Below are 24,447 nucleotides of genomic sequence, written 5' to 3'. Positions count from 1 at the left end.
TCAATCGTACGGCCTTCATTTCGGTCTTCTCACCATGAATCTGTCGGCATCCCTTGCAAATCCATATCGTTCATAAAGTCCGTGCGCATCCGCCGTTCCCAGAAAACCGGACAACCCTTTGAGCTCATCGCTTTGCGTGATGATTTCGACAAGCTTCTTGCCTATCCCCCGGCCTCTGTAGGTGTCGTCAATCACAACGTCGCATAACCAATAAGTTGTCGCCCAGTCCGTAATAATCCGGGCAAACCCGATTTGGCTTTTCCCGTGGTACACGCCGTAGCATAGCGAGGTTTCTATGGATTTATCGATTTTTTCCGCCGGTCTTTTGTTAGCCCAATACGTATTGCCGAGCAATTGACGGACGGTCTCGCGATGCAGAAGCGCTTTGTCGGTGCTTATCAGATAGTCGTTAAACTTCAGTTCCATGCGTTCATCCTCCCACCGAACCCGCGGCTGTTTATCCCTTCTCCTTCAACTGAATAACGCCCCACATATTTCCGTTCAAATCGATGAACTTCAGCACCCAGCCGAAGCCTTCATCCTGGAAAAAGGTAATGTCCGCCTGAAGGCCGGTCAGCTTCTCGTGCAGCTTGCGGATCTGCTTCGTGTTGTACAGCAGCACGGGCATCGTCTGGCCGTTAACCGTAAAGTTCGCGTCGGTCGCGTCCTTCGTTTCCCACAGCATAAGCATCGGACCGTCGGGCAAGGTCAAGAAAGCGTGGCGATGCTCGTCCGACTTGCCCTGCAGCGTAAACCCGAGATTCTCCACGTACCAGGCCGCGGACTCGTCCAAGTTTTTTACGGGAATTTGCATATGTTCCAGCTTTTCCAACAGATTGCCGCTCATGAGATCGACGCCCTCTCTTCACATTTGGATAATAAAGCCCGTTTTTTTGCCCTTCTCAAATCCGACGCTTTCGTAGAACCGATGAACTTCTTCCCTGACGGAGCCCGTCATGAGCATCAGCTTGTAGCAATTATGCTCTTGCGACAGCGCAATCGCGTGTTCGAGCGCTCTCCGGCCGAAGCCTTGCCTTCTATGCGCCTCGTGCGTGACGACGTTCTCGATCAATCCGTACGGCTTCGCGCTTCTGGTCAAGTTTTTGATGATGACGAGAACGCAAGAAGCGACAAGGAAGCCGTCATGCTCGATCACGATGACGCTTATGGCCGGATCGCCCAGCATCTCCCGCCAATGGGCATGCAGAGCGTCGTTTCGTTCCAGCTCGGGATCGTCCGGCTGCAAATGCTTGTAAAGGAGCAGCAGCTCCTCCAATTCGTCTTCCCGGACGATTCTGCTTATCGTACTCATCGATAGGCTCACCAGCTTTCTTGTCCTTTTTTCCCGGAGTTTCAAAAATGAAATAAAACCCTCGGCAAACCTCTCCGATTCGCGTATAATTTCAAATTTTGAGCGCATTCATCCCGACTCGCGCCAGTTCCCCCCGAAAATCGCCAACTAAGCTCAAATACTGAAATTAGACCGCCATCCGAACCGTTCCGGTCACGTCTAATCTCAAATTTTTAAACTAATACAGCACTTCGTACGCCGCGAGCCGCTCCTCTCTAAAAACCGTCCTGCCTCCGCCCGCAAGAGCGTCCTTTATTCGCTCGACCGTAAAGCTCGAGATCGGCCTCGGCAAGTCCGCAACGTCAAAAAAACCGTACTCGTCGATCTCGTCCTGATCGACCGCGATGTCGCCTTCGTAAGCGAACGATTTGAACGTATAGATGTAACGATTTTTGTGCGGTTGAAAATATAACCCGGACAGCTCCATGCCCACCGCGCTTATGCCGGCCTCTTCCTTAAGCTCCCTCAGCGCCGCATCCCAAGCCGACTCGCCTTCCTCCACCATGCCGCCGGGCAGCGCCCAGCTCCTTTTCCCGTACGTCTGATGAACAAGCAGCACCCGGCCCAAGCCGTCGATGACGGCGATGCCGGAGGCATCCTGCCCCTTCTTCATGCCGCTCCCCCCTTCCGGCTGCCTATTCCTTGCCCGCGACCGCAAGCCGCTCCAGCCGGTAATCTTCGATTAAAGGCATGCTTGTCCTATTCTCCAAATACTGCTTGATCTGATCCTTCATATTAGGGATAAGCAAAATCTCGTCCAGCTCCGCGACGGGAATCCACTTCACCGCCGACTGATTGGGGTCGGGCCGATCGGGCAGCCGCGGCACCGCGTTTTCTTTTAACGCGCATTCGAAAATCAAATGAAGCGAATGCTGCTCGTCGATCCCGTAGTCGCCCGACTGCTTGTGAGGGGTGAATTCATAGATTAAGGCAAGCGGGCCGACATCCACCTCCGCCGCCGTCTCCTCCCATACTTCTCGGGCGACGCCTTCCGCGATCGTCTCTCCCGGCTCCAATCCCCCGCCGGGCAAATTGTAATGTATGCCGTTATCGTCATATTCGATGAGCAGGACAGCGTCATTTTCGACAATCAATCCCGTGCATCTGATTCTTACATGCGCCATCACGCGCACCTCCTCGATTACGGTTGCTTCGGCGGCTCCAGCATCAGCTCCATCCGCCAGCTCCGCGTCTTCATGCCAAGCGCCTCGTAGAAGGCAATCGCTTCTTCGTTGAATTCGGATACCTCCAGTTCGACGCACGAGGCGGATATTTTCTTTGCGTATTCAAGCACATAGCCCATTAACCGCTTTGCAACGCCTTGTCCTCTCTGCGAGCGCTCCACGCAAAAATCGTCGATGTGGAGATACGTCCTCGGTCCAAGTGTAAACGGCTGACGCTACGCACGAACCGCTAGCTGCATCTAGCGCAGCTCGGTTCGGTGCCATCCTTTGGCGGCATAAGCTCGTTTCACGATGAAATATAAGCGATTTTATAAGTGCAAAACGTATAAATACTTATATTTTAATGATCCGGCGGGTCGGAGTCTTGTTGATTCGAATGATCGCTTAAGCCGCAACCGCGCCCGCGCCGCTTTCTTATGCAACAAACACCTTCGATTTCGGATCCCCAAGCAGCTTGCTATAGTAGGCAGGGCCAAGCGGACACGGATCCGGCGCGTAAATATCCGGCCTTGCCGCGACATGTCGGGCATGAAGCTCCGTGACCAGCTTGGCTACGGCTTCATAATCGGATGGTTTGGCCGGATGAACGATCGGGTACTTGTCCATGTCGCTATCCCCCTTCTATTCCCGCTCTAACGTCCCTTCATGCTCCCTCAGCAGCTTCTTCGGCGCGTTCGCCCGCCAGCTTCTGAGGAAGTGGCCCTTCAGCTCGTCCATGTCGGCCTCGGCCAGCTTCACCAGCACGTACGGGTACTTCTTGTAGTGGTCCGGCATCGAATAAACGACCGGTTCGGCCTGAAGGACAAAATCGCGCGTCTCCATGTCCATCTTCAGAACGAGCGATACCCCGTCCTCGTGAAAACGGGCGAGCTGCTTATCCTTCAGCTTAAAGGACGGCGTCCCGTACGACACCGCTTCCACGACGCCGGGGAAGGACAAAGCCATCCGCCGAAACGCTTCAAACCGGTTGTGTTCCATCGCTGATTTTCCTCCTTCGGATTATGGCGCTGCCCTGCAGCGGAGAGCGGGTTATATCTCCAACATACAGTAGACGAACGCGTTGACGATTTTCGCATCCTTGTTCGGATGATTTCGTTCAAATGCTGGTGCCCATGGATCAGGTACCTCGACTCCTTGTAGGAAACGACCAGCACCTTCATCTTCAGTCCCCCTCGCCCCGTTTAACCGCTTCCAGCCTAGTCTCCTCATCATACCATCTTTTCAAAATATGGAAAATACAAAAGCGGATCTCCGCAGTGACTCTTGCCGATTCCTGCAAATGTGCAGTTTTTGGGCAGCTCTTATAACGGCTGCGAAGCAAATGCCTGCGAATGTGCATCTTTTCTCGTTCGGCAAGTACAAAAAGGGGCACACGTCCCGAAATGCCAGCACAAACGCAGGCATTTCGTCCGGCCACCTCATCGATGGCGCAAAGGCTGCACAATCGCAGCCTTTTTTGCTTGGCTAGCCATGCTGACGCGCTGCCACTTGATAGGCGGTGAGAAGGTGCCCCCATCCCCACCGCCGACCCGCACAAAAGGCAGCGCCCGCTCCCCATGCATTCATGAAGAACGGGCGCTGCCCCTCTCGCAAAAGCTTATTAAGCCGGCAAAGCCGAGCCGAGCTGCAGCTGGTACATCGCGTAATACTTGCCGCGCTGCTCCATGAGCTCGTCGTGATTGCCCCGCTCGACGATGACGCCGCGGTCCAGCACGAGAATCTGGTCCGCGCTGCGGATCGTCGACAGGCGGTGCGCGATGACGAACGTCGTGCGCCCCTTCTTCAGCACGTCGAGCGCCGCCTGAATGATCGCCTCCGTCTCCGTGTCGATGCTCGCCGTCGCCTCGTCGAGAATGAGGATCGCCGGGTCGTAGGCGAGCGCCCGCGCGAACGAGATAAGCTGCCGCTGCCCGGCGGACAGCGTGCTGCCCTTCTCGATGACGGGAGCGTCAATGCCGCCCGGCAATTGGCTGAACATGTCGTACGCGCCGACGTCGCGGAGCGCCTGCTCGATCTTCTCCCGGCTGATCGCAGGGTTATCGAGGCTGATGTTCGAGGCGATCGTACCGGTGAACAGGAACGGATCCTGCAGCACGATGCCCATATGCTGGCGCAGCAGCTGCTTCGGAATGTCGCGCACGTCCTTCCCGTCGACGACGATGCTCCCTTCGTTCGTATCGTAGAAGCGGAACAGCAGGTTCAGAATCGAGCTTTTGCCCGAGCCGGTATGCCCGACGAGCGCGACGGTCTCGCCTTGGCGGGCGTGGAAGGAAATGTGCTTCAGCACGTATTCCTCCTTCTTGTATGCGAACGACACGTCCTCGAAACGAACGTCGCCCTTGTACCGCTCCATCTTGCCGGAGACGACATCGATGCCTTCCTCGTCCATCAGCTTGAACACCCGCTCGGCGGATACCCTCGCCGTCTCGAGGTTCGACAGCTGGTTCACGATGCCGACGATCGGCGCGAACATGCGGTTCATATAGTCCACGAACGCGTACAGCACCCCGACCGATACGGCCGTGCCGAGCGCGTCGCCCCAGAACATCCAGATGACGATGAGGAACAGCACGTTCCGCACGACGTTCACGAGGTTGTGCGAAGTGATCGAGTTCAGGCTGAGCAGCTTGTTCTGATACGTATAGTAATGTTCGTTCAGCGCCTCGAATTCCTTCGTCGTCTCCTTCTGGCGGCGGAACGCCTGGATGATCGTCATGCCTTGGATCGATTCGTTCAGCATGCCGTTAATCTCGCTCAACTTCGCGCGGATAATCCGGTTATATCGCGCCGCGAAGCGGCGGTAGACGATGATCCAGACGATCAGAATCGGCACGAGCGGCAGCGCGATCAGCGCGAGGCGCGAGTCCAGAAGGAACAGCGCCCCGAAGATCGCCGCCATGTAGATGATGCCCGTAAAAAAGTTGGCCAGCACCCCGACGAACAGCTCGCGGATCGCCTCCGTGTCGTTCGTAATCCGCGAGACGACCTGCCCCGCCGACAAATTGTCGTAGTAATTGACCGGCAGCCGCTGCGTATGGGCGAAAATATCGGTTCGCAGCTTGCGCACGATCCGGTTCGCCGACGTCTGCAGCATGAGCCGCTGGCCGTAGCTGAACGCCGCGACGAGCAGCAGGAAGCCGAAGTACATCGCGGCCAGCCTCAGCAGCGCCGGAAACTCCGGCTCGTAGAAGGCGTACAGCTCCTTGTTCGTCAGCTGCGTAACCGGGTATGACTCGCTTGCTCCCGTCTCCTTGCTCGTCACCGTTAACGCCGTTCCCTCAACCCGGCGCGTGCCGTTCTCGTCCCGCAGCGCTTCGTCCAGCCAGTAGAACTTGCGCCCGACCTGCAGCACGCGAACCTCCTTGCCCTTCTCCTCCGCAGAGGCGAAGTGGTCCTCGCGCTTATACCATTTGTCTTTATAAAAAACCGCATAAGGCATCTCCTGCCCGACCTCATGCCACTTCTTCTCGATGCCGAGAATGTTCTGATCGATCATGCGCTTGGCGATCAGCGGTCCCGCAAGCTCCGCGCTTACGGCCAGCACGAGCAGCAGCAGCGCGAGCAGAATCGTTTTTTTATAAAGCATGGCGTATTGAAACAATCTTTTTCCCGTGTTGCCCATTGTTCTTCACGCCTTTCGTTAATTACGTTTCAATGATCGCTTCCAATTGCTGGCGGTCGTATTGCTCGCGATACCAGCCGCCCTTCTCGAGCAGCTGCTCGTGCGTGCCTTCCTGCACGATCCGGCCCTCGTCGAGCACGACGATCCAGTCGGCATGCTGCACGGCGGACAACCGGTGCGTCGTGATCAGCGTCGTCTTGCCGGCGCGCTCCGTGCGGATACCCTCGATAATCTCGGCCTCCGTCTTGCCGTCCACCGCGGACAGCGCGTCGTCCAGCAGCAGAATGTCCGGGTCGGCGATCAGCGCGCGCGCGATGCTGACCCGCTGCTTCTGCCCGCCGGACAGCGCGACGCCCCGCTCGCCGACCATCGTATCGAGGCCGTCCGGCAGAAACTTGATGTCCTTCGCGAACGAAGCGCGTTCCAGCGCCCGCTGCAGGTCGTCCTCGCCGCCCTCCTTCAGCCCGAAGAAGATGTTCTCGCGAATCGTCTTCGAGAACAGGATCGGCTGCTGCGGCACGTAGCCGATCCAGCCGAGCAGCTCGTCGATCTTCACGTTGCCGAGCGATACGTCCGAGACGCGGATCTCGCCTCTGCCGAGCGGGTATTCCCGCAGCAGCTGCTTCAGCAGCGTCGTCTTGCCGCTGCCGGTCCGGCCGACGATGCCGAGCGTCTGTCCTTGGCGGAGCGTGAAGGTGACGTCCTTCAAGTTATCGACCTCCGACGACGGATACCGGAACGTGACGTTCCGGAAAGCCAGCGACGTCGGCTCATCGACGGGAATGGACGCGCCGGCGTCCGCCACGTCCGGCTTGTAGCCGAGCGTTTCGTTCACCCGATCGAGCGACGCGTTGCCGCGCTGCATAATGTTGATCAGCTCGCCGATCGCGAACATCGGCCAGATCAGCATCCCGAGGAACACGTTGAACGATACCAGCTCGCCGAGCGTGATCTCGTTATGGAAAACCAGGTAACCGCCGTAGCACAGCCCGATCAGGTAGCTTGTGCCGACGAGAATTTTCATCGTAGGTTCGAACAAGGCGTCGATTCGGGCGACCGCGATATTTTTGCCGAGCACCTCGTTTGTCTTCGCGCCGAACCGGGCTTCGCTCGCCTCCTCCTGCACGAACGCGCGGATGACCCGAACGCCGGACACCGATTCGAGCACCTGGTCGTTCAGCTCGCCGAACGCGTCCTGCGCGTCCGTGAACCGCTCGTGGATCTTCTTGCCGTAATGCTTCATAGCCAGCGCCATGAGCGGCAGCGGAAGCAGCGCGGCAAGCGTAAGCTTCACGCTGATCGCGCCGGCCATGACGATCAGGATCGTGATCATGAACAAGGTCGAGTCGACCAGCGTCAGAATGCCGAAGCCGGCCGTCGTCGCCACCGCGCCGAGATCGTTCGTCGAGCGCGCCATCAGATCGCCCGTCCGGTTCCGCTCATAGAACGTCGGCGTCATCCGCAGAAAGTGCCCCATCAAGCGCGAGCGAAGCAGCTTCTCCAGCACGAACGCCCCGCCGAACAGCTTATAATGCCAGACGTACGTGATCAGGTAGCCGACGACGGTCAGCGCGATCCAGCCGTACAGGACGCGGTTGAATTCCGCTTGGCCCAGCAGCCCTTGATGGATGCCGTCGATCGTATACCCGATCAGCCATGGCGGGATGACGTCGATAAAGCCCGTCAGGATCAGGAGCGTTATCGCGACCGTATACCGTTTCCAATTCATTTTGAAAAACCAGCTTAATTTTTTTAGTACGCTAAACATGCTTATCTACCACACCTTCCGTTATCCATCCAAGCCCCAATTTTCCCATAAAAAAGAAGCGCGCCGCCGTAACGACACGCTTCTTCCGCTTTCGAAGCATGGCGCGCGGGCAGCGCGGGCAGGCCTCGAATACATGGAAAAGGCGCATGATTACGGTCACGTAACCATGCGCCTCGCAATGAAGGGAATGACCCTTATGCCAGAGTATTGACGCGCGGATGGATTACGTTATTCATGTCCAAACGATGATTCATGATGACGACAATCGAATTCAAATGCGTAACGTTTCTCATGGAACGTAATCCTCCTCTCGATAAAATCTATTAGTCACTTTACCATCTGAAGAAATTGCTGTCAATACCCGTTTCAGCCGGCCAATTCGGCTTTCTTGCCCTCCGTTTTCGCCCCGGAATTTCTTCGCTTGCCGAAATATTGGACGATAAAATCGCGGAATTGCTGCACCGCCACGGATAAATATCGCTTCTCGTGCCAGACGACCTGAAAGCTCCGCCCGCAGGCCGGAGCGGAGATCGGCAGCAGCGTGAGCGGCGTTCCCGCGACCCTGCCGCAGCCCCCGACCAGCGCGACGCCAAGCCCGGCCTGCACGAGCCTGCTGATCGCCGACGGCTCGTCGACGCGGCAGACGAACTTCGGCGAGATGCCCGCCTTCCGCATGAACGCGTCGTTCATCGGCTGGAACAGCATGCCTTCCTTGTAGCCGATGAACGGATCGTTCGCCACTTCCGCGAGCGCCACGCTCTCGCGGCCCGCCAGCCGGTGCCCGGGGGGAACCGCCAGGAACACGTCCTCGTTCAGCACCTGCGCCGATTTGAAGCCAGGCCCTTCGAGGGGCAGCGGCGTAAAGCATATGTCGACCTCGCCGGACGCCAGCAGCTCCTCCATCTCGCCAGCGGACGCCTGCGTAATCCGGAAGCTGACTTTCGGATGCGCGGATACAAACTCGGCGAGAGGCTCCGTCAGCAAGTCGAGCGTCGAGGTCGCAAGGTGAATGCTGCCTTGGTCGAGGCCCGACATCTCCCGCACCTCCTTCCGCCCTTCTTCGAGCGCGGTCAGCGCCGTCTCCACCTTGCGCAGGAACGCTTTCCCGAACGCGTTCAGGCGGATCTGCCTTCCCTCGCGGTCGAACAACGGTACGCCGAGATCCTCCTCCAGCCTGGAGATCGTCTTGCTGAGCGCGGGCTGGGCGATCCGCAGCTCCTCCGCCGCCCTCGTCATATGCTCCTTCCTCGCAACCGTCCGAAAATACTGCAGCTGCAGCAGCTCCATGCCAATCCCTCCTCATACATTTATAGATATGAATATTTAGGTTTAACATACATCCTTGTTTATATATAGTCTAGCACATAATAAACGTGTCGACGCCATTGCCCGCCGATTAACGGGTTCGTTCCGTCACAAATCGTTGCGGTTTGCTGTGATCGCAATCACAAACCGCCTCCCGGAGGCGGGCTATACTGGGCTTATTCCAGATCAACCTAGCAGGAGGGATTCATCATGTTAAGCGAACAATCGGTGCAAATCATTAAATCTACCGTACCCGTACTGGAGGTCCACGGCGTAGCGATTACGAAACGGTTCTACGAGCTGTTGTTCGGCGCTCATCCGGAGCTGCTTCATATTTTTAACCACGCCAATCAGAAGCAGGGCCGGCAGCAGACCGCTCTGGCCAATGCCGTTTATGCCGCCGCCTTGCACATCGAGAACTTGGCGGCCATCCTCCCCGCCGTGAAGCAAATCGCGCACAAGCATCGCAGCCTCGGCGTGAAGCCCGAGCATTATCCGATCGTCGGCACGTATTTGCTGAAGGCGATCAAGGAGGTACTGGGCGACGCCGCGACGGAGGACATCCTGAATGCGTGGGCCGAAGCCTACGGCATCATTGCCGACGCCTTCATCGGCGTGGAAGCCGAGATGTACGACCGGGCGCATGCGCAGGCCGGCGGCTGGGAAGGCTTCCGCGCGTTCCGAATCGGGCGGAAGGTGCGGGAGAGCGACGTTATTACCTCCTTCTATCTCGTGCCGGAGGACGGCGGCGCGATCGCGGGCTTCGAGCCGGGCCAATACGTCAGCGTGAAGATCGATATTCCGGGCGATTCTCATACGCATATCCGCCAGTACAGCCTGTCCGATTCGCCGGGCAAGCCGTATTACCGCATTTCCGTGAAACGCGAAGACGCCGCGCAGGATCGCCCCGCCGGCAAAGTTTCGACCTATTTGCAAGAGTATGCCGGAGAAGGAAGCGTCATTCGCCTATCCGCCCCGGCGGGCGACTTCGTGCTGAACCGAACGGACGATCGTCCCGTCGTGCTCATCAGCGGCGGCGTCGGGCTCACGCCGATGGTCAGCATGCTGAACGCGCTGGCGGAGAAGCACCCTCACCGCCCGGTCACCTTCATCCACGCCGCGCAGAACGGCGGCGTGCATGCGATGAAGCGGCAGGTCGACGAGCTGGCGGGCAAGCAGCCGCAGCTGTCCGTCTATTACTGCTACGGGCAGCCGACCGCCGCGGATCGCGAGCGGCAGTCGTTCCACAAGGAAGGCTACGTCGACCTGCCATGGCTGAAGTCCGTGATCGCGCAGCCGGACGCCGGCTACTACTTCTGCGGTCCGCTTCCGTTCATGCGGACGGTACGCCGGGCACTGCGGGAATGGGGCATTCCGGAATCGGACGTCCACTTCGAATTTTTCGGCCCTGCCGCGAGCCTCGAGACCGCTTCCGCCGTCCGGTAGCGCTTCTCCTTCGCGCGCTCCCGCAGCAGTCATTCGTTAACGACCGTCCTTGACCTGCGCCCCCAGCAGCCGTCCGTTAACGATCGTCCTTGGCCTGCGCCCGCAGCAGCCGTCCGTTAACGATCGTCCTTGGCCTGCGCCCGCAGCAGCCGTCCGTTAACGATTGTCCTTGGCCTGCGCCCGCAGCAGCCGTCCGTTAACGATTGTCCTTGGCCTGCGCCCCAGCAGCCGTCCGTTAACGATCGTCCTTGGCCTGCGCCCGCAGCAGCCGGTTGACCGTCTCGCGGCGCAGGCCGATCAATTGCCCGATCTCGTCCTGCGTCAAAACATCCGTTATCGTCGCAGGCGCGATATACGCCTGGAACCACTGCTGCAGCTTCCGCAGCTTGTCGGCGGGCGCGACCTGCGTCAATTGGTCGATCCGCTGCTGCATCATGCGCAGCCTGCTTTGCAGCAGAAGGGCGACCTCCCGCATTTTCCCCGGGTCGTCCGCCAGCTCGCCGTACCACCGCCGCGGCGAAATCCGCTCGATCTCGCATGTGACGAGCGCGATCGCCGTGCCGTGATACGGCATCGGGCTGATGAGCGAATGATGAGGAATCGTCTCGTCCTCCACGATAATATTGACCAAATACGGACTGCTGTCCTCATGCACGCGGACGATCTTGAGCAAGCCGCTCTTCAAGCGGTACAGATCGCCGCTCTCGCCTTGGCGGAATAGCGTCTCGCCCTTATGCAGCAGCATGGCGATTCCCCCGTTCTATTAAGCCGACCGCTTTGATCGCGGCTCGGCTTTGTTGTCTTCCAGTCTCTCCCCGCACTTTCCCGCACTTTCCGCACTTCCGCACTTTCCGTACTTCCCGCACTTACGCACTTCCGCACTTCCGCACTTTCCGTACTTTCCGTACTTCCCCCCGCTCTTTCCCTGCTCTTTCCTGCCTCACCCCGCTTTCTCCCGATGGCCCCCTTCTCTTCCTCTTGTGGCGGAAGCCCGATTCCGGACTACATGACAAAGTTAGTTTCAATATTTGAAATTAGTCGATTCCATGGGTTATTTAAATGGATTTAGGTTCAAAATTCGAATGTAATCCGTGGATCATTGGCTGTGGCGGACTGAATAAGCATGACTAGTTTCAAATAGTGAGACTAATCGAAGGTCAGGCAGCTAAAATCGCGATTTTATTTCAATTTTCGAATTTAACCTGTGTCGTCACCGTCAAACTCCGAGAGCGCCTCCGATTCTCGCCGCCCGCGCTCATCCCGTTCTTCACGCAGCCGCCCATGCTGTGGGTCATTCCCTTATCGGTCGGCGGAGCGCTGGCCGGGCTGCTCGTTACGCTTTCCGCGGAGGCTTATTTCGAGAAGCTGATCGCCGGCGTTCCTTTCTTCGTCAAACGAACGTCCAAAGCGGACTCCGATACCGCCATGTAATCACCCCTGCCATTCTTCCGGCAGCAGCCGCCGGTAGTGCGGTTGCAGATAACGGTCGTCAATAAGCACGAGCGTGCCCCGGTCCGTCTCCGAGCGGATGAGGCGGCCTCCGGCTTGCAGCACCTTATTAATCCCCGGGAAGACGTAGGCGTAATCGTAGCCGTTCTTGCCCTGTTCGTTAAAATACTCCTTCAGCATATTCCGCTCCACGCCTAGCTGAGGAAGGCCGACCCCGACGACGACAACGCCGATCAGCCTGTCCCCGGCCAGATCGACCCCCTCCGAGAACACGCCTCCCATGACGGCAAATCCGATCAGGGAGCGCTCCTTCCCGGCCTCGAACGAAGCCAGGAACGCATCCCGTTCCTCCTCCGACATGTCCGGCTTCTGCAGCAGCACTTCCGCCCCATCCGCGCCGTCCGTCCATTCGATCAGCCCGATAAACGTCTCGTAAACCGCGTTCATATACGCATAAGAGGGGAAGAATACGAAATAATTGCCCGGCCGCTCCCGCACGAGCTCCCGTACGAGCTGCGCGATCGGCAGCTTCGATTCGTCGCGGTCGTTATACCTCGTCGACAGCGGCCTCACGATCACGTCGAGCTGCTCCTTGGCGAAGGGCGACGGGACGGCCAGCGTATAATCTTCCTCGTCCGCGCCGAGCATGTCCATGTAATAGGACACCGGCGACAGCGTGGCGGAGAAATAAACATGCGAGCGGTAGCCTTTGCCCGCCTGCCGGAGCAGGTACGACGGGTCCAGGCAGAACAGCTTCAGCCGGACGTCGCTCCTCGTCAGCTCGATATAGACGACGTAGCGCTCGTCGAACAGCTTCGCCGTGCGCGCGAATCCAAGCGCCGCGAAATACGCGTCGAGCAATTGCCCTGCGGCATAGGCGGGCAGCGCCTGCTCCGCGGCCGCCGCGAACGCCTCGGCGAGCGCAACCAGCTCCTCCGGCAGCAGCCGGCGGACCATGTGCGGCTCGCCGTCGCTCTCCTTGCGCAGCGCGATGAAGTAATCGTTGATCGCCTTGGCCGCGCGATAGGCCCCGTCGTGCACGCCCTTCAGCTCCCGCTGGAGCGCCAGGAACGGCGCCTTCGACAGCTCCGCCGAGAACATCTCCCGCGCGCGGTCGACCAGGTTATGAGCCTCGTCGACGAGCAGCGCCGTCCGCTTCTTCTGCTCCGCGTATTGGCGCTTGAAGGAGATGCGCGGATCGAAGATATAATTGTAATCGCAAACGACCGCATCCGCCGCGTACGCGGCGTCCAACGAAAACTCGAACGGGCATACGCGATGCTTCCGGGCGTAGGCTTCGATAACCGGCCTCGTCATGACCGTCTCATGGCCGAGCAGATCCAGCACCGCGCCGTTAATGCGGTCGTAATAACCGTCCGCATACGGACAATGCTCCTTCTCGCAGCGCACCTCGTCCTGAAAGCAAATTTTCTCCTTGGCCGTAATCGTGACCGCGTGCAGCCGCAGCCCCTTCGACTCCATCAGAAGCAGCGCGTCCTCGGCCGCCGCCCTCGTCGTCGTGCGCGCCGTCAAATAATAAAACCGCTGCAGCATTCCCGCCCCCATCGCCTTCACGGCGGGGTACGTCGTCGAGATCGTCTTGCCGATGCCGGTCGGCGCCTTCGCGAACAAGCGGACGCCTTCCTCGATCGACTTGTATACCGCCCCGGCGAGCCTCCGCTGCCCCGCCCGGTACGACTCGAACGGGAAGGCCAGCTCCCGGATGCTCGCGTCCCGCTCCAGCTCGTGCTCGCGCCTCAGCCGGGCATACGGCGCGTAGCGCGCCGCTACCTCGTGCACGAACCGCTCCAGCTCCGCGAAGCCATGCTCCCGCGCGAAGCGGCGCTCCTCCACGGTATCCGTCCGCACGTACGTCAGCTGGACGCGCATCGCGGCAAGCCCGTGCTCCTTCGCGTACATGTACGCGTAGAACAGCGCCTGCGCCCAATGCACCTCATAGCCGTCGCCCTCGATTGCGTCCAGGTCGCCGCCGGTCGACTTGATCTCGTCCACCGTCGGCACCGCTTCGGTGGCCAGCAAGCCGTCGCATCTACCGTCGACCGCGAACGTCAGCCCGTCCACTTCAAGCTCCGCCTTCACGTAGACCTCCTTGCGGTCCTGCTCGCCGTACCCGCTCTGAATCCGCAGATGCGCCTTCGTCCCCTCGTGCATCGCGTCGAGCGCGTTTAGCCGGACGTCGATGCTGCCGCTCGAGAACACGTATTCCACTAAATGCCTGACCGATATTTCAACCGTATTTTGCATGGCGAATTGTCTACCGCTCCCGTGAAGAACATTTGTTCCTCCATTGTACCATATCCGGGCCCGGCGCAGGCATCGCAAAAGAAAACGCGGCGGACGCCCCGTTTTACCGATCGGGTGGCGTCCGCCGCGTTGGCTGTCCCTATTTCTCGCAGGCAATCAGGTCCTTGTCCCGATCGCTTTTCTTATTCGCGTCATACAGCTCTTTCGACACGAACGGCTTGTGCTTCGTCTTGCCGCCTTTGTTCTTGACCGAGGCCGAACGGGCGACCCCGCCTTTGTAATCCTTGTTTAGCTCCGTGCAGTTTTTGTACGTCTTCGCCTTGGCCGCGGCATCCGCGACCTCCAGCGGCGGAGACGAAAACGCGATAAACAATCCAAATGAGAGCAGGACAAGCGATAATTTCCGGATGATCCACACTTCCTTTACCATGATCGTGACTACCAGTACATGGATATCGTAGTACCGATACTGGATTTTGTCCATTATAAATGGACGATTTCTCTATTGATGAGTGCCATACTGGATTTCATCCAGCAAGTGTATACGGCTGAACGGCTATTTATCCGCCGCGAGTCTCTTTTGGATGGATGAAATCCAGTATAGCTCGCCGCCGAGGCACATCTCGGGCAAAGTTACTCCAAAAAATCCAGGATAACCGCTAACCGGGCCGGCCGGATGGGCTTCGACGAGGCCCCGCGCAGCAGAGCGGTTAAGCTCCTTTGTTAATAAAGCGGCCCCTGCATATCGCCCATTCTTCGCCCATTCGACTACACGCAGTCAAAAAAAGGACGCCGCGAAAAGCGTCCTTCCCGATCCTCGTCCTTTACGGCTCCTCCGTCTCTTCCTCCGGGTGGTTGCCGACGCCGTTCAACAGGTCGGTGCCGTGAAACTCGTCGCCCGGGGAGGCGGGATCGACCGGGCTGTTCCGCGCGACCGCGTCCGCATCGGGGACGGATGCGAGCTCCTCCGATATTTCCTCCGGCGTATCGACTTCGTCGCCTTGTCCCGTCCCCGCCTCGAGCGCTTCCGGCACATGCCCTTCATGCACGCGCGCGTCCGGGCGCCGTTGCTGCGCCGTCAGCAGCTCCTCCGCATCCGGCACCGCGCCTTCCCCCGCTTCCTCCGTGAACAATCCGAACTCCGGATCGATGTCCCGCTCCGTCGCCAAGCTTTCCGGCTTGCGCGCGTCGCGGCCGTGATCGTTGGCCATGTCGTTTCCTCCTCAGGTAGCATCTCCCTTAGCATGCCCCGCCCGGGTTGCGTTCTACTCATGGAAACCGTTACGTGCAGGCCAAAATGACGATCGTCGCGTTATCCTGGTACGGCATCCGCCGCGATAGCGCATGACGCACGATCCATTCCGCGGCCTGCTGCGGAGCCAGCCGGGACGCTTCCTCGAGCAGCCTCGCCGACAACGCGTCGTACAGTCCGTCGCTGCACAGCAGAACCCAATCCCCCGCCTCCAGACTCAGCGGGACGTCGTTGGCGTCGATCTCCTCCAGCTCCGGGATGCCCAGGTAACTGGTCAACAAATGCCGCTCCGGATGCCATTCCGCCTCCGCCTGCGTCATCTCGCCCCTCTCGACCCGCGCCTGGAGCCTGTTCGCGTAGACATGGTCGCGCGTCAGCTGCGTCAGCTCGCCGCGCCGGTACAAATAGACGCGGCTGTCGCCGACCGAGCACCAATAGAGCCGGCCGGCCTGGACGACGGCGCCGATCAGCGTCGTGCCGACGCTCCACTCCAGCCCGTGGCGCCGCGCGAGCCCGTACACCGCCGCGCCCGCCTGCCTCATCGCGCGATCCAGCGCCTTCGGGACGGACTCCGCGGCCGTCTTGCCCATATATTCGCGCGCCATTGTCTTTACGGCCAGCTGCCCCGCTTCCCTCCCCATCTCGAAGCCGCCCATGCCGTCGGCAAGCACGGCCAGTACGCCGCAGCGCGTCAAGATTTCCGGATCGTCCTGCGCCGAGACGAAGTACGCGTCCTGCTGCTCTTCCCGGGCGCCGATATGCTGGGTCATACCGGGCATTACCGAAATGGCGGCCTTGCTTGCGCCCTGCTTGACCGCCATTCCCGGCCGAGCGGCCGGTACGATCCGCCGCGCCGCGGGCGCGCCTGCCTTGTCCGCGTGAACTTCGATTGCCTCATGCCGGGCGGCGCGCGGCGAACCCGCGGCCGCGAGCGCTTTTTTGGGGACGGAAGGCTTCTCCCGCTCCCGCGCCTTCTGTTGCCGGCGATCGGCTAGAAGAGTGGCAAGCAGCAGGATCGCAAGCAGGACGCTGAAGCCGAAGGTCGACCACTTAACGGCTTGCTCGATGACTTCCCCCTGCTCCTTCGTCCACGCGCCTTCCCAAAATTCGGCCGGCACCGCCTCCGTGGCGATAAATCCGGCGACCAGCAGCAAGAAAACCGCCCACAACCCATAGCTCATCCCTTTGTTAAGCATGCGCTTCCCCTGCCTCCGATTGCGAGTATCGATGCTACAGGTACATTTTTATTTTCGAAGGCGGGGAGTTATGCCGGCGCCGCGCGATCCGTTATGAGATGCCCCGGATCCGGACCGATCTCGCGAAAGCCCGCCATCTCCCGCGGCTCGCAGTCGATCGGCCTGCCGCTTCCGGCGAGTATGACGTTCCGCTTGTCGGAGGCCGACGAACCGGGCAGCGCATAGGCTTTCGTGTAGGCGAACGCCCCGGTAAGAGTCGTATAAACCGCGTCGATGTATTTGTCGTTCCTCGCCCTGCCCGCCAGGTTCATAATAATTGTCCCTCCGAACGCGAGCTTGGAGGCCGCCATGCGAAAAAATTCCAGGCTCGCGAATCGGGCTGGCGTCCCGTCCTTCGTGAACGCGTCCACGATAACATAATCGAGGATGCCCTCATCCTCCAAGCCGAGCAGCGCGCGGCCGTCCCCGATAACGACGTTGTCCATCCGATAGTCGAAATAACGCCGGCTCAGCTCCACGACCTTGTCGTCGATTTCCGCTACCGTGAACCGCTTGTCCGGGTACCGGCCGGCGATCGTGCCGATGCCGTGCCCGATCATGAACGCCCTGGCGAACGACGGATCGTTCCTCTCCATCAAGTGGATGATGGCCCTTGGATATTCCAGCACGATGCGGGACGGATCCTTCAAGTCCATCGCGCCCTGCACGGCATCGTCCGAGAACTGCAGCAGCCGGTATTTCCCCGTCTTGCCGTACAGCTCGGAAGCCTCGAACACGGTTATTTCCTGGTATGCGCTTCGCTCCTTGGCCAGTTGATGCATCGTCCCGCCTCTCCTCCTCGACTAATCATGAAAACAAAGCTTGTATCCGCTTGCCCATTCATGCTATTATACTACTTGTGTCCAAGACACGGATGATGATTAGTGTGGAGCCGTGGTGTAGAGGCCTAACATGCCTGCCTGTCACGCAGGAGACCGCGGGTTCGAATCCCGTCGGCTCCGCCATGATCCTCGCCCTTGCGGGCAAGAATCGCGTTCATCCTACATAACCTAACGACCGAGCAGAACAACATGTCTGCTCTTTTTTGTGTATTTTTTGCAAGGAGCGTGAGCCTATGATCCGCCGCGGACGATTCGCGCCGACGCCTTCCGGCCTTCTCCATATCGGCAATGCCTTCACCGCGCTCGCCGCCTGGCTCCAAATCCGCCAGGCGGGGGGCGAATTCGTTCTGCGCATCGAGGATATCGACAAGCCCCGTTCCAGGCCCGCCTTCGCCGAGCTGCAGATGGACGATCTGCTCTGGCTCGGTCTCGACTGGGACGAGGGGCCGCGCGTCGGCGGCCCCTGCGCCCCTTACGTGCAAAGCCTGCGCGAGCCGCTTTACGAGGAGGCGCTGGGCAGACTGCGGCGCGACGGACTTCTGTATCCGTGCTATTGCAGCCGCAGCGAGCTCGCATCGATCGGCAGCGCGCCGCACGGGCTCTCCTCCGAAGGAGCCGCTTATCCCGGCTTCTGCCGCTCGCTGACGGCCGAGGAGCGGGAAGCCAAGGCGGCGAATAAAACGCCCGCCCTGCGGTTCATTATGCCGACGCGACGGTTTCCGTTCCGCGACGCCTTGACCGGACAGCCCGGCAGCGACGGCGTAGCTTCCGGGGACTTCGTCGTCAAGCGGGCCGACGGCATGTTCAGCTACCAGCTCGCCGTCACCGTCGACGATGCCGCCATGGGCATCACCGACGTGCTGCGCGGCGCCGACCTGCTCGACTCCACGCCGAGGCAGCTGGCGCTCTACGAGGCGCTCGGCCATACGGCTCCGAGCTTTGCCCACGTGCCGCTGCTCGTCGATGGCGACGGCAAGCGCTTGTCCAAGCGGGACCGCTCGCTGACGCTCGCTTCGCTGCGCGAAGCCAAGATCGCGCCCGAGCGGCTGCTCGGCTGCCTGGCCCACTTGGCCGGCTGGATCGACGAGCCGGAGCCGGCGACCGCCCGGGAGCTGATCCCCCGCTTCGGCCCGATCCGCCAAGCCGGCGAGCTAAGCATGAGCGGCGCGCTCAGCCATCTGATCGCATTGGGCTAAACCGCGAAGCGCCGCGTGACCTGCCCCAGGAAGCGCGTCTCATACCGAAGCCTGCGAATGTGCAGGCTTGTAGCTGCGCCTTGCGTGTCGCGAAGCAAAATGCCTGCGAATGCGCATCTTTTTTCGATTGATAAGCAAAAAAAGGGGCTCACGCCCCGAAATGCCTGCACGTACGCAGGCAATTCGTTCAACTGCCTCATCGATGGCGCAAAGGCTGCACAATCGCAGGCTTTGCACTTTGCCAGCCCTGCTGTACAGGCGCAGGCTCCAACGCTTCGCCGGCCATACTAATGTACAGGCGCACCAGACTCCAACGCTTTGCCGGCCATGCTGATGGACAGGCCTTCCCTCTTCAATTCGCGACGGATCGCGCTTTGCGCGGCCCCCACGGCTTGAACACCGACAGGACGAACATGGCCGCAAGCGACGCGATCTGCAGCACAATGCCGGTAACGAGCTGCCCGTTGTTTACGGCGAACGTCGGATTCTGCCATGCGCCAAGCCCCTCCGCCGTCACGATCGTCACCGCCTTCAAGCTCCATTCGTACATGCCGACCACGCCGAGCCCGATCGACAAAACCGTGAGCAGCTCCTTGGCGATCAGCCAGTAATATTTGAACAGTCCCCAATGGGTCAACACGGAGAGCAGGATACCGGTAACAACAGTACCGATTGTCGATGCCCGGACGGACGATTCCGCCAAAATATGCATGCCGTTATAGCAGGCTTTCAAAATGTCCCCGCTGTCCGTATTGGCCGCCGCGATGCTCAAGACCAGAAAAACGACCGTCACCCCGAGCATGATTCCCGCGAACAGCAGGTGGAGCGCAAGCAGCCATTTTTTTGGCGTTAGCGCCAGTCTCTTCACGATATTGCCCCCATCCGTCAAGATAATCCGTTGCCTTCCCCATCATAAGCGCCAATCGTAAAGAACCTCTAAACGAATGCTAAAAAAAGTGTAAATGGCCGGGATTTTATGGCGGTAAGCCCGCTTAAAATGGCGAAAGGCCGGCCCTTAAGGAATAGAAACATTCCTAATTGGCCAGCCTTTTCTTTATAGCTGCGCTTTCCCGGCAATCCGGCTTAATTGACGGCAGCCGCCGCGGAACGCTTGCGGTACAAGTACGCGCAGCCGATCGACAGCAGCACAACGACCGCCAGCGCCCAATAGATGTTGCTGTACGCCGCGGCTTCGGGCAGACCCTTCTGCCACGTCAGCGCGCTTGCCGTCATCGCGACGCCGAACGCCCCGCTGAAAAATTGGAGCAATTGAAACAGCCCCATGCCCGAGCCGATCTGCCGCTGATCGAGAATGCGCGACATTTCATTCGAAATGCTGCTCGTCATGAACGTGAAGCCGACGCTGAGCAGCATGTAAATAAGCATGATCGCGATATACGACGTGCCGGACAGCCACGCGAACAAGACGACCGACGCGAGCAGCAGGAACGGAATATAGCGGATGATGGCCGCGTTGCCGCTCCTGTCGATGATTTTGCCGACGCGGCGGGACAGGATCAACGCAAGCAGAGAGCCCGGGAAGATAACGAGACCGGAAGAAACGGCGCTTAGTCCGTAGTGATGCACCAGTATTTGCGGCATCAGGAACAATGTCGCGAAGCTGCACAAGTAGGCGACGATCCCGATTGCGCTCAGCAGCAAGTAGGAGCGATTGCGGAACAGCGCCGGCTGAACGAACGGATCGCCCGCCTTGCGAATCCGGATCACGAACAACGCCAGCGCGACGAGGCCGACCGCAAGCGCCGGCCACGATTGATTCGTCAGGAAGAGCAGCAGGCCGGTCGTCCCTACGCCGACGAAGACGGCGCCCGCCGCGTCGAAGGAGCCCTTGGCCGGCTTCTCCCGAGGAAGAAGCTGCGCGAAGACGGGCACCAGCGCGATCGTAACGGCGGTCACGACGAACAAGTAGTGCCAGCCCATATATTCGACGATCGCTCCCCCTGCGACCGGGCCGAGGCCAAGCCCGAGCGACGCGGCCGACATGATCACCGCCATCGCCTTGCCGCGCCGCTCAAGCGGAACGTAACGGGCGATGAGCACGAGAGAGAGGGCCGGAATCGAGCCCGCCCCGGCCGCCTGCACGAGTCGGACGGCGAGCAGCATCAGGAAGCTGTTGCTGAAGAAGCCCGCGATGGCCGCAAGGCTGAGCAGCGATAAACCGATCATGATGAGCCGACGGATCGGAACGAAATCGGACAGCCGGCTGTACGTTATGGAAGAGATCGCGAAGACGATGGAATATCCGGTCACGATCCAGGAGGTCGATGAAGGCGACAAGGAAAATTGCTGCGATACGGACGGCAGCGCCAGGTTGAACATCATGGTATTCATAATGACCAGAACCATCGACAAGCCGAGCAAGACGGTGACGAGCCCTTCCCGGATCGACGCTTGCCCGGTGCCGGTCAGCGCTTCCGCCGAAGTTGGTGTGGACATGGAATCTCCCCATTTCTTTATTTTAAAGTTTCATTATAATCAAACAATAGAAATATAGCATCCTTTGTGGTAAAATGCAATTACGGATTTTCGCAGCGCGAAAGGAGACTCATCCATGAAAATATTGCATCATCCGGATAAGGCGGACATCCGATTGTCCTCCGTTCTATATGCCATTAGCGATCCCGTCCGATTATATATATTGTCCGAGCTTGACAAAGCGGGAGAGCGAACCTGCGGCGACATCGACCTGCCCATCGTGAAGTCGACCGTCACGCACCATGTGCGCACGTTGCGCGAGGCCGGCGTTATCCGCGTGCGGACGCAGGGTACCCAGCGCTTCCTCACGATCCGGAAGGACGATCTCGAGGAGCGGTTCCCGGGGCTTCTGACATCCGTCCTCGCTTCCTACGAGTCGTCGGGAGAGACGCTGCCCGGAAACGAATGAGCGAGCGAGCCGTACGAACCGGAAGCGCAAAGGAGAACGAGCTGAAGCCGGAGATCGAGCGGCATTATCCCGTCGATACGAACAGGCAGACGATATTCGGCCACTCCCTCGGCGGCTTGTTTGTATTGACCGCCCTCTTCACGAAGCCTTGCGCTTTCCAAACCTATATTGCCGGAAGCCCGTCGATCTATTGGAACGAACGCAGCCTGCTCGCGATGGAGCGCGCCTTCGAAGCCCAGCTGACGGGCGATCGGCCGGTCAGGCTGCAAATGACGATCGGGGAGCTGGAGAATGCGGCCGGCAGCTTCGACGGCTTCCGGACCGAAGCGATGGCATCGCGCCTGTCGGCGCTCGGGAGCAGCCGATTGTCCGTCGAATTCAAGGAGTTTCGCGATGAAAGCCACATCTCCGTTCTGCCCGTCCTCGTCAGCCAAGGCATCCGGTTCGCCATGAAAAATCCCCTGTAAGCCGCCCTCGGGCGCTCGCAGGGGATTTCCTCTTTCTAAAATCAAAGGAACCCTTGCATCGCAAGGGTTACCATGATGTCGCATACCTACCTTTGGAATCGGACCTCTCCGTACCTGATTTATTTATCTAAAGAAAGGAATAATACACGCAATCACGCCAAGAATGATCGTCCACCACGCCAATCCCTTTTTAGGGGTAGCAAGACAAATGAGTCCGAGGATAACGGCGCTGCCGCCCATCCATACGGGTGCGTAGAAAAACCCGATAATCGCCAATATGATGCCGATCCAGCCCAGCCATTTTCCTGTCATTTCATTCATTGTCAACATCTCCATCAAGTTAGTTTTGTATAAACAAGCGATTATTGCTCTTTCCCAAAATATCGCATACCTACCTTTGGAATCGGACCTCTCCGTACCTGATTTATTTATTTATCTAAAGAAAGGAATAATACACGCAATCACGCCAAGAATGATCGTCCACCACGCCAATCCCTTTTTAGGGGTAGCAAGACAAATGAGTCCGAGGATAACGGCGCTGCCGCCCATCCATACGGGTGCGTAGAAAAACCCGATAATCGCCAATATGATGCCGATCCAGCCCAGCCATTTTCCTGTCATTTCATTCATTGTCAACATCTCCATCAAGTTAGTTTTGTATAAACAAGCGATTATTGCTCTTTCCCAAAAAACAAAAGGTAGGTATGTGACTTCATGGCAACCGGACTTAAGAAACGTCCGTTTTACGATAAGGGAATCCTTTTTTCGTTAGGGGAAGCCGACGGCCGCGATTGGATCGCTTTGGGCCGGTTGGTTCCCATGACGATATCGAGCACAGGGTTGGTTACGCCGTACAACGCATGCTCATCCAAGTGATGATGCAGCAGATGTCTTTTCTTCAGCCATTTGCCCAAAGGGGTCAAAGGCTTGATCGGGCGATGGGAAACATAGTGATTCCATTGATAATAGATTTGAAAGCCCGATGCCCCGAACACGACGGCAAAAGCCAGATGCCAATCATACCCCGTCACGATAAACGACGCTCCGAAGATGACCAAATAGGCAAGTAAATCGAAAGATACCGGTCCGAACAAATATTTCGAGTCATTCGGAAATCGATGATGTGCAACATGCCCCTTATAGGCAAAGGGAACAATCTGCGGAAATTCATGAAGAATGTATCGGTGAACCGTGTATTCGACTAAGACAAAAATAACGGTGCCTACGCACATTGCCGCCGCCGTCCGAATGCTGCCGAAAGTCGCAACGACCCCGCAGCCGCTAATGAAACAGACAGAGAATAGAAACAGAATGAGACGCTGACCCATAAACTCTTTTGCATAGTGCATAAAGGGCGTTTCCGATCTCATAGGCGATCTCCTCCTATTTAATCAACTTCGTGTTGATTAGTGGCCACACTGCTTATTATAATGAGACGGAGGTTAACTTCAATGATCAACATACCCGCGAAAGTCGCTTACCCGACAAGCTGCATGCGGGATGTTCATTAGTTCAATAAAAAGTTTCCCGAGAGGCGGAAGAACATGCGAGATAAGACAGATCCTAGAATTATTCGAACGAAGCAGATGCTCAGAAATGCCTTAATCGACCTCATTAACGAAAAAGGCTTCGAAGGCACGACGATCCGGGATTTGATGCAGAAAGCGGGCTTGAACCGGGGAACCTTTTATTTGCACTACCGCGATAAATACGATCTGCTGGAACAGAGCAAAGAGGATATGCTGGGGGACATCCTGGAAATCGTCAAAAACATCGACCCTATTCAAATCATGAAATATGCCGCGCGCAACGAGCCTCATCCGGTGTTCCTGAAATTGTTCGATTTTTATACACAGCACGCCGAATTTTTCAAAGTTCTCCTGGGACCCAAAGGCGATCCGGCTTATCCCGTCCAATTGAAACGGATTATGCAAAAACATCTTTTCGATAAGCTGTCCTTGCTTCAGTCCGAATATTTACCAGTACCGCGCGAGTTCATTATTGCTTATTTGGCATCCGCGAATTTGGGCGTCATTCAGCACTGGCTGGAAAGCGGCATGCAGCTTTCTCCCCGCGAGATGGCCTTGCTGATCACCCGCACCGCTTCCTTCGGCGCCTTGCAGACCTTCGGACTGAAGGGAGAAGCATCCCGGGATTGAT

26 protein-coding genes, 1 tRNA gene and 2 pseudogenes are annotated in these 24,447 nt (G+C 58.4%); 7 read left to right on the top strand and 22 right to left on the bottom strand.

The genetic code is table 11. From position 1 onward, the window contains the following. Window positions 1–15: 15 nt before the first annotated feature. From IDH41_RS06720 to IDH41_RS06670, 11 genes and pseudogenes are all read right to left on the bottom strand, one after another. The gene (locus tag IDH41_RS06720; protein WP_190859423.1) at window positions 16–426 is read right to left on the bottom strand and encodes a GNAT family N-acetyltransferase; all 411 of its coding nucleotides are present in this window, start codon (window positions 424–426) and stop codon (window positions 16–18) included. A 31-nt stretch (window positions 427–457) separates the two neighbouring features. Next, window positions 458–847 carry a VOC family protein gene (locus IDH41_RS06715; protein WP_190859421.1) on the bottom strand — a complete coding sequence of 130 codons (390 nt, stop codon included), beginning with the start codon at window positions 845–847 and terminating at the stop codon, window positions 458–460. An 18-nt stretch (window positions 848–865) separates the two neighbouring features. Next, window positions 866–1,312: a GNAT family N-acetyltransferase gene (locus IDH41_RS06710; RefSeq protein WP_190859419.1), complete on the bottom strand. Its 447-nt coding sequence runs from the start codon at window positions 1,310–1,312 to the stop codon at window positions 866–868. A gap of 217 nt (window positions 1,313–1,529) precedes the next feature. Beyond that, the gene (locus IDH41_RS06705) at window positions 1,530–1,964 is read right to left on the bottom strand and encodes an NUDIX domain-containing protein (RefSeq protein WP_190859417.1); all 435 of its coding nucleotides are present in this window, start codon (window positions 1,962–1,964) and stop codon (window positions 1,530–1,532) included. Between the two features lie 22 nt (window positions 1,965–1,986). Continuing rightward, window positions 1,987–2,475, bottom strand: coding sequence for an NUDIX domain-containing protein (locus IDH41_RS06700; protein WP_190859415.1), 489 nt, complete (start codon window positions 2,473–2,475; stop codon window positions 1,987–1,989). Window positions 2,476–2,492: 17 nt separating this feature from the next. After that, window positions 2,493–2,714, bottom strand: a pseudogene (locus IDH41_RS06695) (GNAT family N-acetyltransferase); the annotation flags it as partial. 235 nt (window positions 2,715–2,949) lie between these two features. Next, window positions 2,950–3,141, bottom strand: coding sequence for a hypothetical protein (locus IDH41_RS06690; protein ID WP_190859411.1), 192 nt, complete (start codon window positions 3,139–3,141; stop codon window positions 2,950–2,952). 15 nt (window positions 3,142–3,156) lie between these two features. Further along, window positions 3,157–3,513: an MmcQ/YjbR family DNA-binding protein gene (locus IDH41_RS06685; protein ID WP_190859409.1), complete on the bottom strand. Its 357-nt coding sequence runs from the start codon at window positions 3,511–3,513 to the stop codon at window positions 3,157–3,159. 622 nt (window positions 3,514–4,135) lie between these two features. Beyond that, the gene (locus IDH41_RS06680) at window positions 4,136–6,157 is read right to left on the bottom strand and encodes an ABC transporter ATP-binding protein (RefSeq protein WP_190859408.1); all 2,022 of its coding nucleotides are present in this window, start codon (window positions 6,155–6,157) and stop codon (window positions 4,136–4,138) included. A 22-nt stretch (window positions 6,158–6,179) separates the two neighbouring features. Beyond that, window positions 6,180–7,925, bottom strand: coding sequence for an ABC transporter ATP-binding protein (locus tag IDH41_RS06675; protein WP_190859407.1), 1,746 nt, complete (start codon window positions 7,923–7,925; stop codon window positions 6,180–6,182). 366 nt (window positions 7,926–8,291) lie between these two features. Continuing rightward, window positions 8,292–9,212 (bottom strand): LysR family transcriptional regulator, encoded by a 921-nt coding sequence (locus IDH41_RS06670; protein ID WP_190859406.1) that lies wholly within the window; start codon window positions 9,210–9,212, stop codon window positions 8,292–8,294. 228 nt (window positions 9,213–9,440) lie between these two features. On the opposite strand from IDH41_RS06670, the gene hmpA reads away from it, so the two are divergent. Continuing rightward, window positions 9,441–10,676, top strand: a complete 1,236-nt coding sequence (gene hmpA, locus IDH41_RS06665; protein WP_190859405.1) for an NO-inducible flavohemoprotein — start codon at window positions 9,441–9,443, stop codon at window positions 10,674–10,676. 235 nt (window positions 10,677–10,911) lie between these two features. Here hmpA and IDH41_RS06660 read toward each other — a convergent pair whose 3' ends face one another. Beyond that, the gene (locus tag IDH41_RS06660; RefSeq protein ID WP_190859404.1) at window positions 10,912–11,421 is read right to left on the bottom strand and encodes a Crp/Fnr family transcriptional regulator; all 510 of its coding nucleotides are present in this window, start codon (window positions 11,419–11,421) and stop codon (window positions 10,912–10,914) included. Between the two features lie 395 nt (window positions 11,422–11,816). Here IDH41_RS06660 and IDH41_RS06655 point away from each other — a divergent pair, with 395 nt between their 5' ends. Next, window positions 11,817–12,107, top strand: a complete 291-nt coding sequence (locus IDH41_RS06655; RefSeq protein WP_190859402.1) for a hypothetical protein — start codon at window positions 11,817–11,819, stop codon at window positions 12,105–12,107. On the opposite strand, the gene IDH41_RS06650 is transcribed toward IDH41_RS06655, so the two are convergent. The 5 genes from IDH41_RS06650 to IDH41_RS06630 form a co-directional block, all read right to left on the bottom strand. Continuing rightward, window positions 12,108–14,390 (bottom strand): ATP-dependent DNA helicase, encoded by a 2,283-nt coding sequence (locus IDH41_RS06650; protein WP_190859400.1) that lies wholly within the window; start codon window positions 14,388–14,390, stop codon window positions 12,108–12,110. It abuts the gene before it with no gap. 139 nt (window positions 14,391–14,529) lie between these two features. Continuing rightward, window positions 14,530–14,820, bottom strand: a complete 291-nt coding sequence (locus IDH41_RS06645) for an excalibur calcium-binding domain-containing protein (protein ID WP_223829509.1) — start codon at window positions 14,818–14,820, stop codon at window positions 14,530–14,532. Window positions 14,821–15,214: 394 nt separating this feature from the next. After that, the gene (locus IDH41_RS06640; protein WP_190859530.1) at window positions 15,215–15,601 is read right to left on the bottom strand and encodes a hypothetical protein; all 387 of its coding nucleotides are present in this window, start codon (window positions 15,599–15,601) and stop codon (window positions 15,215–15,217) included. Between the two features lie 70 nt (window positions 15,602–15,671). Beyond that, window positions 15,672–16,838, bottom strand: a complete 1,167-nt coding sequence (locus tag IDH41_RS06635; RefSeq protein ID WP_190859398.1) for a PP2C family protein-serine/threonine phosphatase — start codon at window positions 16,836–16,838, stop codon at window positions 15,672–15,674. Window positions 16,839–16,906: 68 nt separating this feature from the next. After that, on the bottom strand, window positions 16,907–17,659 hold the full coding sequence (locus IDH41_RS06630) for a spermidine synthase (protein WP_190859396.1): 753 nt from the start codon (window positions 17,657–17,659) through the stop codon (window positions 16,907–16,909). Between the two features lie 106 nt (window positions 17,660–17,765). Here IDH41_RS06630 and IDH41_RS06625 point away from each other — a divergent pair. Together IDH41_RS06625 and gluQRS are read left to right on the top strand one after the other, a co-directional pair. Next, window positions 17,766–17,842, top strand: a tRNA-Asp gene (locus tag IDH41_RS06625). A 110-nt stretch (window positions 17,843–17,952) separates the two neighbouring features. Continuing rightward, window positions 17,953–18,915, top strand: coding sequence for a tRNA glutamyl-Q(34) synthetase GluQRS (gluQRS, locus tag IDH41_RS06620; protein ID WP_223829497.1), 963 nt, complete (start codon window positions 17,953–17,955; stop codon window positions 18,913–18,915). Between the two features lie 352 nt (window positions 18,916–19,267). On the opposite strand, the gene IDH41_RS06615 is transcribed toward gluQRS, so the two are convergent. Both IDH41_RS06615 and IDH41_RS06610 read right to left on the bottom strand, forming a co-directional pair. Then, a complete protein-coding gene (locus IDH41_RS06615; protein WP_190859394.1) occupies window positions 19,268–19,783 on the bottom strand; it encodes a hypothetical protein in 516 nt (171 codons plus the stop codon). Between the two features lie 215 nt (window positions 19,784–19,998). Continuing rightward, window positions 19,999–21,372, bottom strand: coding sequence for an MFS transporter (locus IDH41_RS06610; RefSeq protein ID WP_190859392.1), 1,374 nt, complete (start codon window positions 21,370–21,372; stop codon window positions 19,999–20,001). Between the two features lie 115 nt (window positions 21,373–21,487). Between IDH41_RS06610 and IDH41_RS06605 the strand changes: the two genes are divergently transcribed. Further along, a complete protein-coding gene (locus IDH41_RS06605; RefSeq protein WP_190859390.1) occupies window positions 21,488–21,820 on the top strand; it encodes an ArsR/SmtB family transcription factor in 333 nt (110 codons plus the stop codon). A gap of 32 nt (window positions 21,821–21,852) precedes the next feature. Continuing rightward, window positions 21,853–22,018: pseudogene (locus tag IDH41_RS32115) on the top strand (alpha/beta hydrolase-fold protein); the annotation flags it as partial. Window positions 22,019–22,410: 392 nt separating this feature from the next. Here the strand turns inward: IDH41_RS32115 and IDH41_RS06595 are convergent. The 3 genes from IDH41_RS06595 to IDH41_RS06585 all read right to left on the bottom strand — a co-directional run bounded on the left by IDH41_RS06595 (window position 22,411) and on the right by IDH41_RS06585 (window position 23,657). Continuing rightward, window positions 22,411–22,608, bottom strand: coding sequence for a C4-dicarboxylate ABC transporter (locus IDH41_RS06595; protein WP_190859386.1), 198 nt, complete (start codon window positions 22,606–22,608; stop codon window positions 22,411–22,413). Between the two features lie 111 nt (window positions 22,609–22,719). Further along, entirely contained in the window at window positions 22,720–22,917 is a 198-nt protein-coding gene (locus IDH41_RS06590; RefSeq protein WP_190859386.1) for a C4-dicarboxylate ABC transporter, read from the bottom strand. Between the two features lie 113 nt (window positions 22,918–23,030). Continuing rightward, complete coding sequence (locus tag IDH41_RS06585; RefSeq protein WP_190859384.1) at window positions 23,031–23,657, bottom strand: sterol desaturase family protein; 627 nt, start codon at window positions 23,655–23,657, stop codon at window positions 23,031–23,033. Between the two features lie 174 nt (window positions 23,658–23,831). On the opposite strand from IDH41_RS06585, the gene IDH41_RS06580 reads away from it, so the two are divergent. Then, on the top strand, window positions 23,832–24,446 hold the full coding sequence (locus IDH41_RS06580; RefSeq protein WP_190859382.1) for a TetR/AcrR family transcriptional regulator: 615 nt from the start codon (window positions 23,832–23,834) through the stop codon (window positions 24,444–24,446). Window position 24,447 lies beyond the last annotated feature (1 nt).

Origin of the sequence: Paenibacillus arenilitoris, assembly GCF_014705655.1 — a bacterium.
Classification (GTDB): Bacteria; Bacillota; Bacilli; order Paenibacillales; family Paenibacillaceae; genus Pristimantibacillus; species Pristimantibacillus arenilitoris.
The sequence above is the reverse complement of the archived record's forward strand: the minus strand, read 5'-3'. Positions and strand labels throughout refer to the sequence as shown.

Excerpts from the sequence above, each read along its gene's own strand:
- IDH41_RS06645 (WP_223829509.1), bottom strand. The coding sequence starts at position 14,820 with ATGGTAAAGGAAGTGTGGATCATCCGGAAATTATCGCTTGTCCTGCTC.
- IDH41_RS06720 (WP_190859423.1), bottom strand. The coding sequence starts at position 426 with ATGGAACTGAAGTTTAACGACTATCTGATAAGCACCGACAAAGCGCTT.
- IDH41_RS06605 (WP_190859390.1), top strand. The coding sequence starts at position 21,488 with ATGAAAATATTGCATCATCCGGATAAGGCGGACATCCGATTGTCCTCC.
- gluQRS (WP_223829497.1), top strand. The coding sequence starts at position 17,953 with ATGATCCGCCGCGGACGATTCGCGCCGACGCCTTCCGGCCTTCTCCAT.
- IDH41_RS06670 (WP_190859406.1), bottom strand. The coding sequence starts at position 9,212 with ATGGAGCTGCTGCAGCTGCAGTATTTTCGGACGGTTGCGAGGAAGGAG.
- IDH41_RS06585 (WP_190859384.1), bottom strand. The coding sequence starts at position 23,657 with ATGAGATCGGAAACGCCCTTTATGCACTATGCAAAAGAGTTTATGGGT.
- hmpA (WP_190859405.1), top strand. The coding sequence starts at position 9,441 with ATGTTAAGCGAACAATCGGTGCAAATCATTAAATCTACCGTACCCGTA.
- IDH41_RS06690 (WP_190859411.1), bottom strand. The coding sequence starts at position 3,141 with ATGGACAAGTACCCGATCGTTCATCCGGCCAAACCATCCGATTATGAA.
- IDH41_RS06700 (WP_190859415.1), bottom strand. The coding sequence starts at position 2,475 with ATGGCGCATGTAAGAATCAGATGCACGGGATTGATTGTCGAAAATGAC.
- IDH41_RS06705 (WP_190859417.1), bottom strand. The coding sequence starts at position 1,964 with ATGAAGAAGGGGCAGGATGCCTCCGGCATCGCCGTCATCGACGGCTTG.
- IDH41_RS06580 (WP_190859382.1), top strand. The coding sequence starts at position 23,832 with ATGCGAGATAAGACAGATCCTAGAATTATTCGAACGAAGCAGATGCTC.
- IDH41_RS06635 (WP_190859398.1), bottom strand. The coding sequence starts at position 16,838 with ATGCTTAACAAAGGGATGAGCTATGGGTTGTGGGCGGTTTTCTTGCTG.
- IDH41_RS06595 (WP_190859386.1), bottom strand. The coding sequence starts at position 22,608 with ATGAATGAAATGACAGGAAAATGGCTGGGCTGGATCGGCATCATATTG.
- IDH41_RS06685 (WP_190859409.1), bottom strand. The coding sequence starts at position 3,513 with ATGGAACACAACCGGTTTGAAGCGTTTCGGCGGATGGCTTTGTCCTTC.
- IDH41_RS06590 (WP_190859386.1), bottom strand. The coding sequence starts at position 22,917 with ATGAATGAAATGACAGGAAAATGGCTGGGCTGGATCGGCATCATATTG.
- IDH41_RS06680 (WP_190859408.1), bottom strand. The coding sequence starts at position 6,157 with ATGGGCAACACGGGAAAAAGATTGTTTCAATACGCCATGCTTTATAAA.
- IDH41_RS06630 (WP_190859396.1), bottom strand. The coding sequence starts at position 17,659 with ATGCATCAACTGGCCAAGGAGCGAAGCGCATACCAGGAAATAACCGTG.
- IDH41_RS06640 (WP_190859530.1), bottom strand. The coding sequence starts at position 15,601 with ATGGCCAACGATCACGGCCGCGACGCGCGCAAGCCGGAAAGCTTGGCG.
- IDH41_RS06660 (WP_190859404.1), bottom strand. The coding sequence starts at position 11,421 with ATGCTGCTGCATAAGGGCGAGACGCTATTCCGCCAAGGCGAGAGCGGC.
- IDH41_RS06715 (WP_190859421.1), bottom strand. The coding sequence starts at position 847 with ATGAGCGGCAATCTGTTGGAAAAGCTGGAACATATGCAAATTCCCGTA.
- IDH41_RS06675 (WP_190859407.1), bottom strand. The coding sequence starts at position 7,925 with ATGTTTAGCGTACTAAAAAAATTAAGCTGGTTTTTCAAAATGAATTGG.
- IDH41_RS06710 (WP_190859419.1), bottom strand. The coding sequence starts at position 1,312 with ATGAGTACGATAAGCAGAATCGTCCGGGAAGACGAATTGGAGGAGCTG.
- IDH41_RS06650 (WP_190859400.1), bottom strand. The coding sequence starts at position 14,390 with ATGCAAAATACGGTTGAAATATCGGTCAGGCATTTAGTGGAATACGTG.
- IDH41_RS06610 (WP_190859392.1), bottom strand. The coding sequence starts at position 21,372 with ATGTCCACACCAACTTCGGCGGAAGCGCTGACCGGCACCGGGCAAGCG.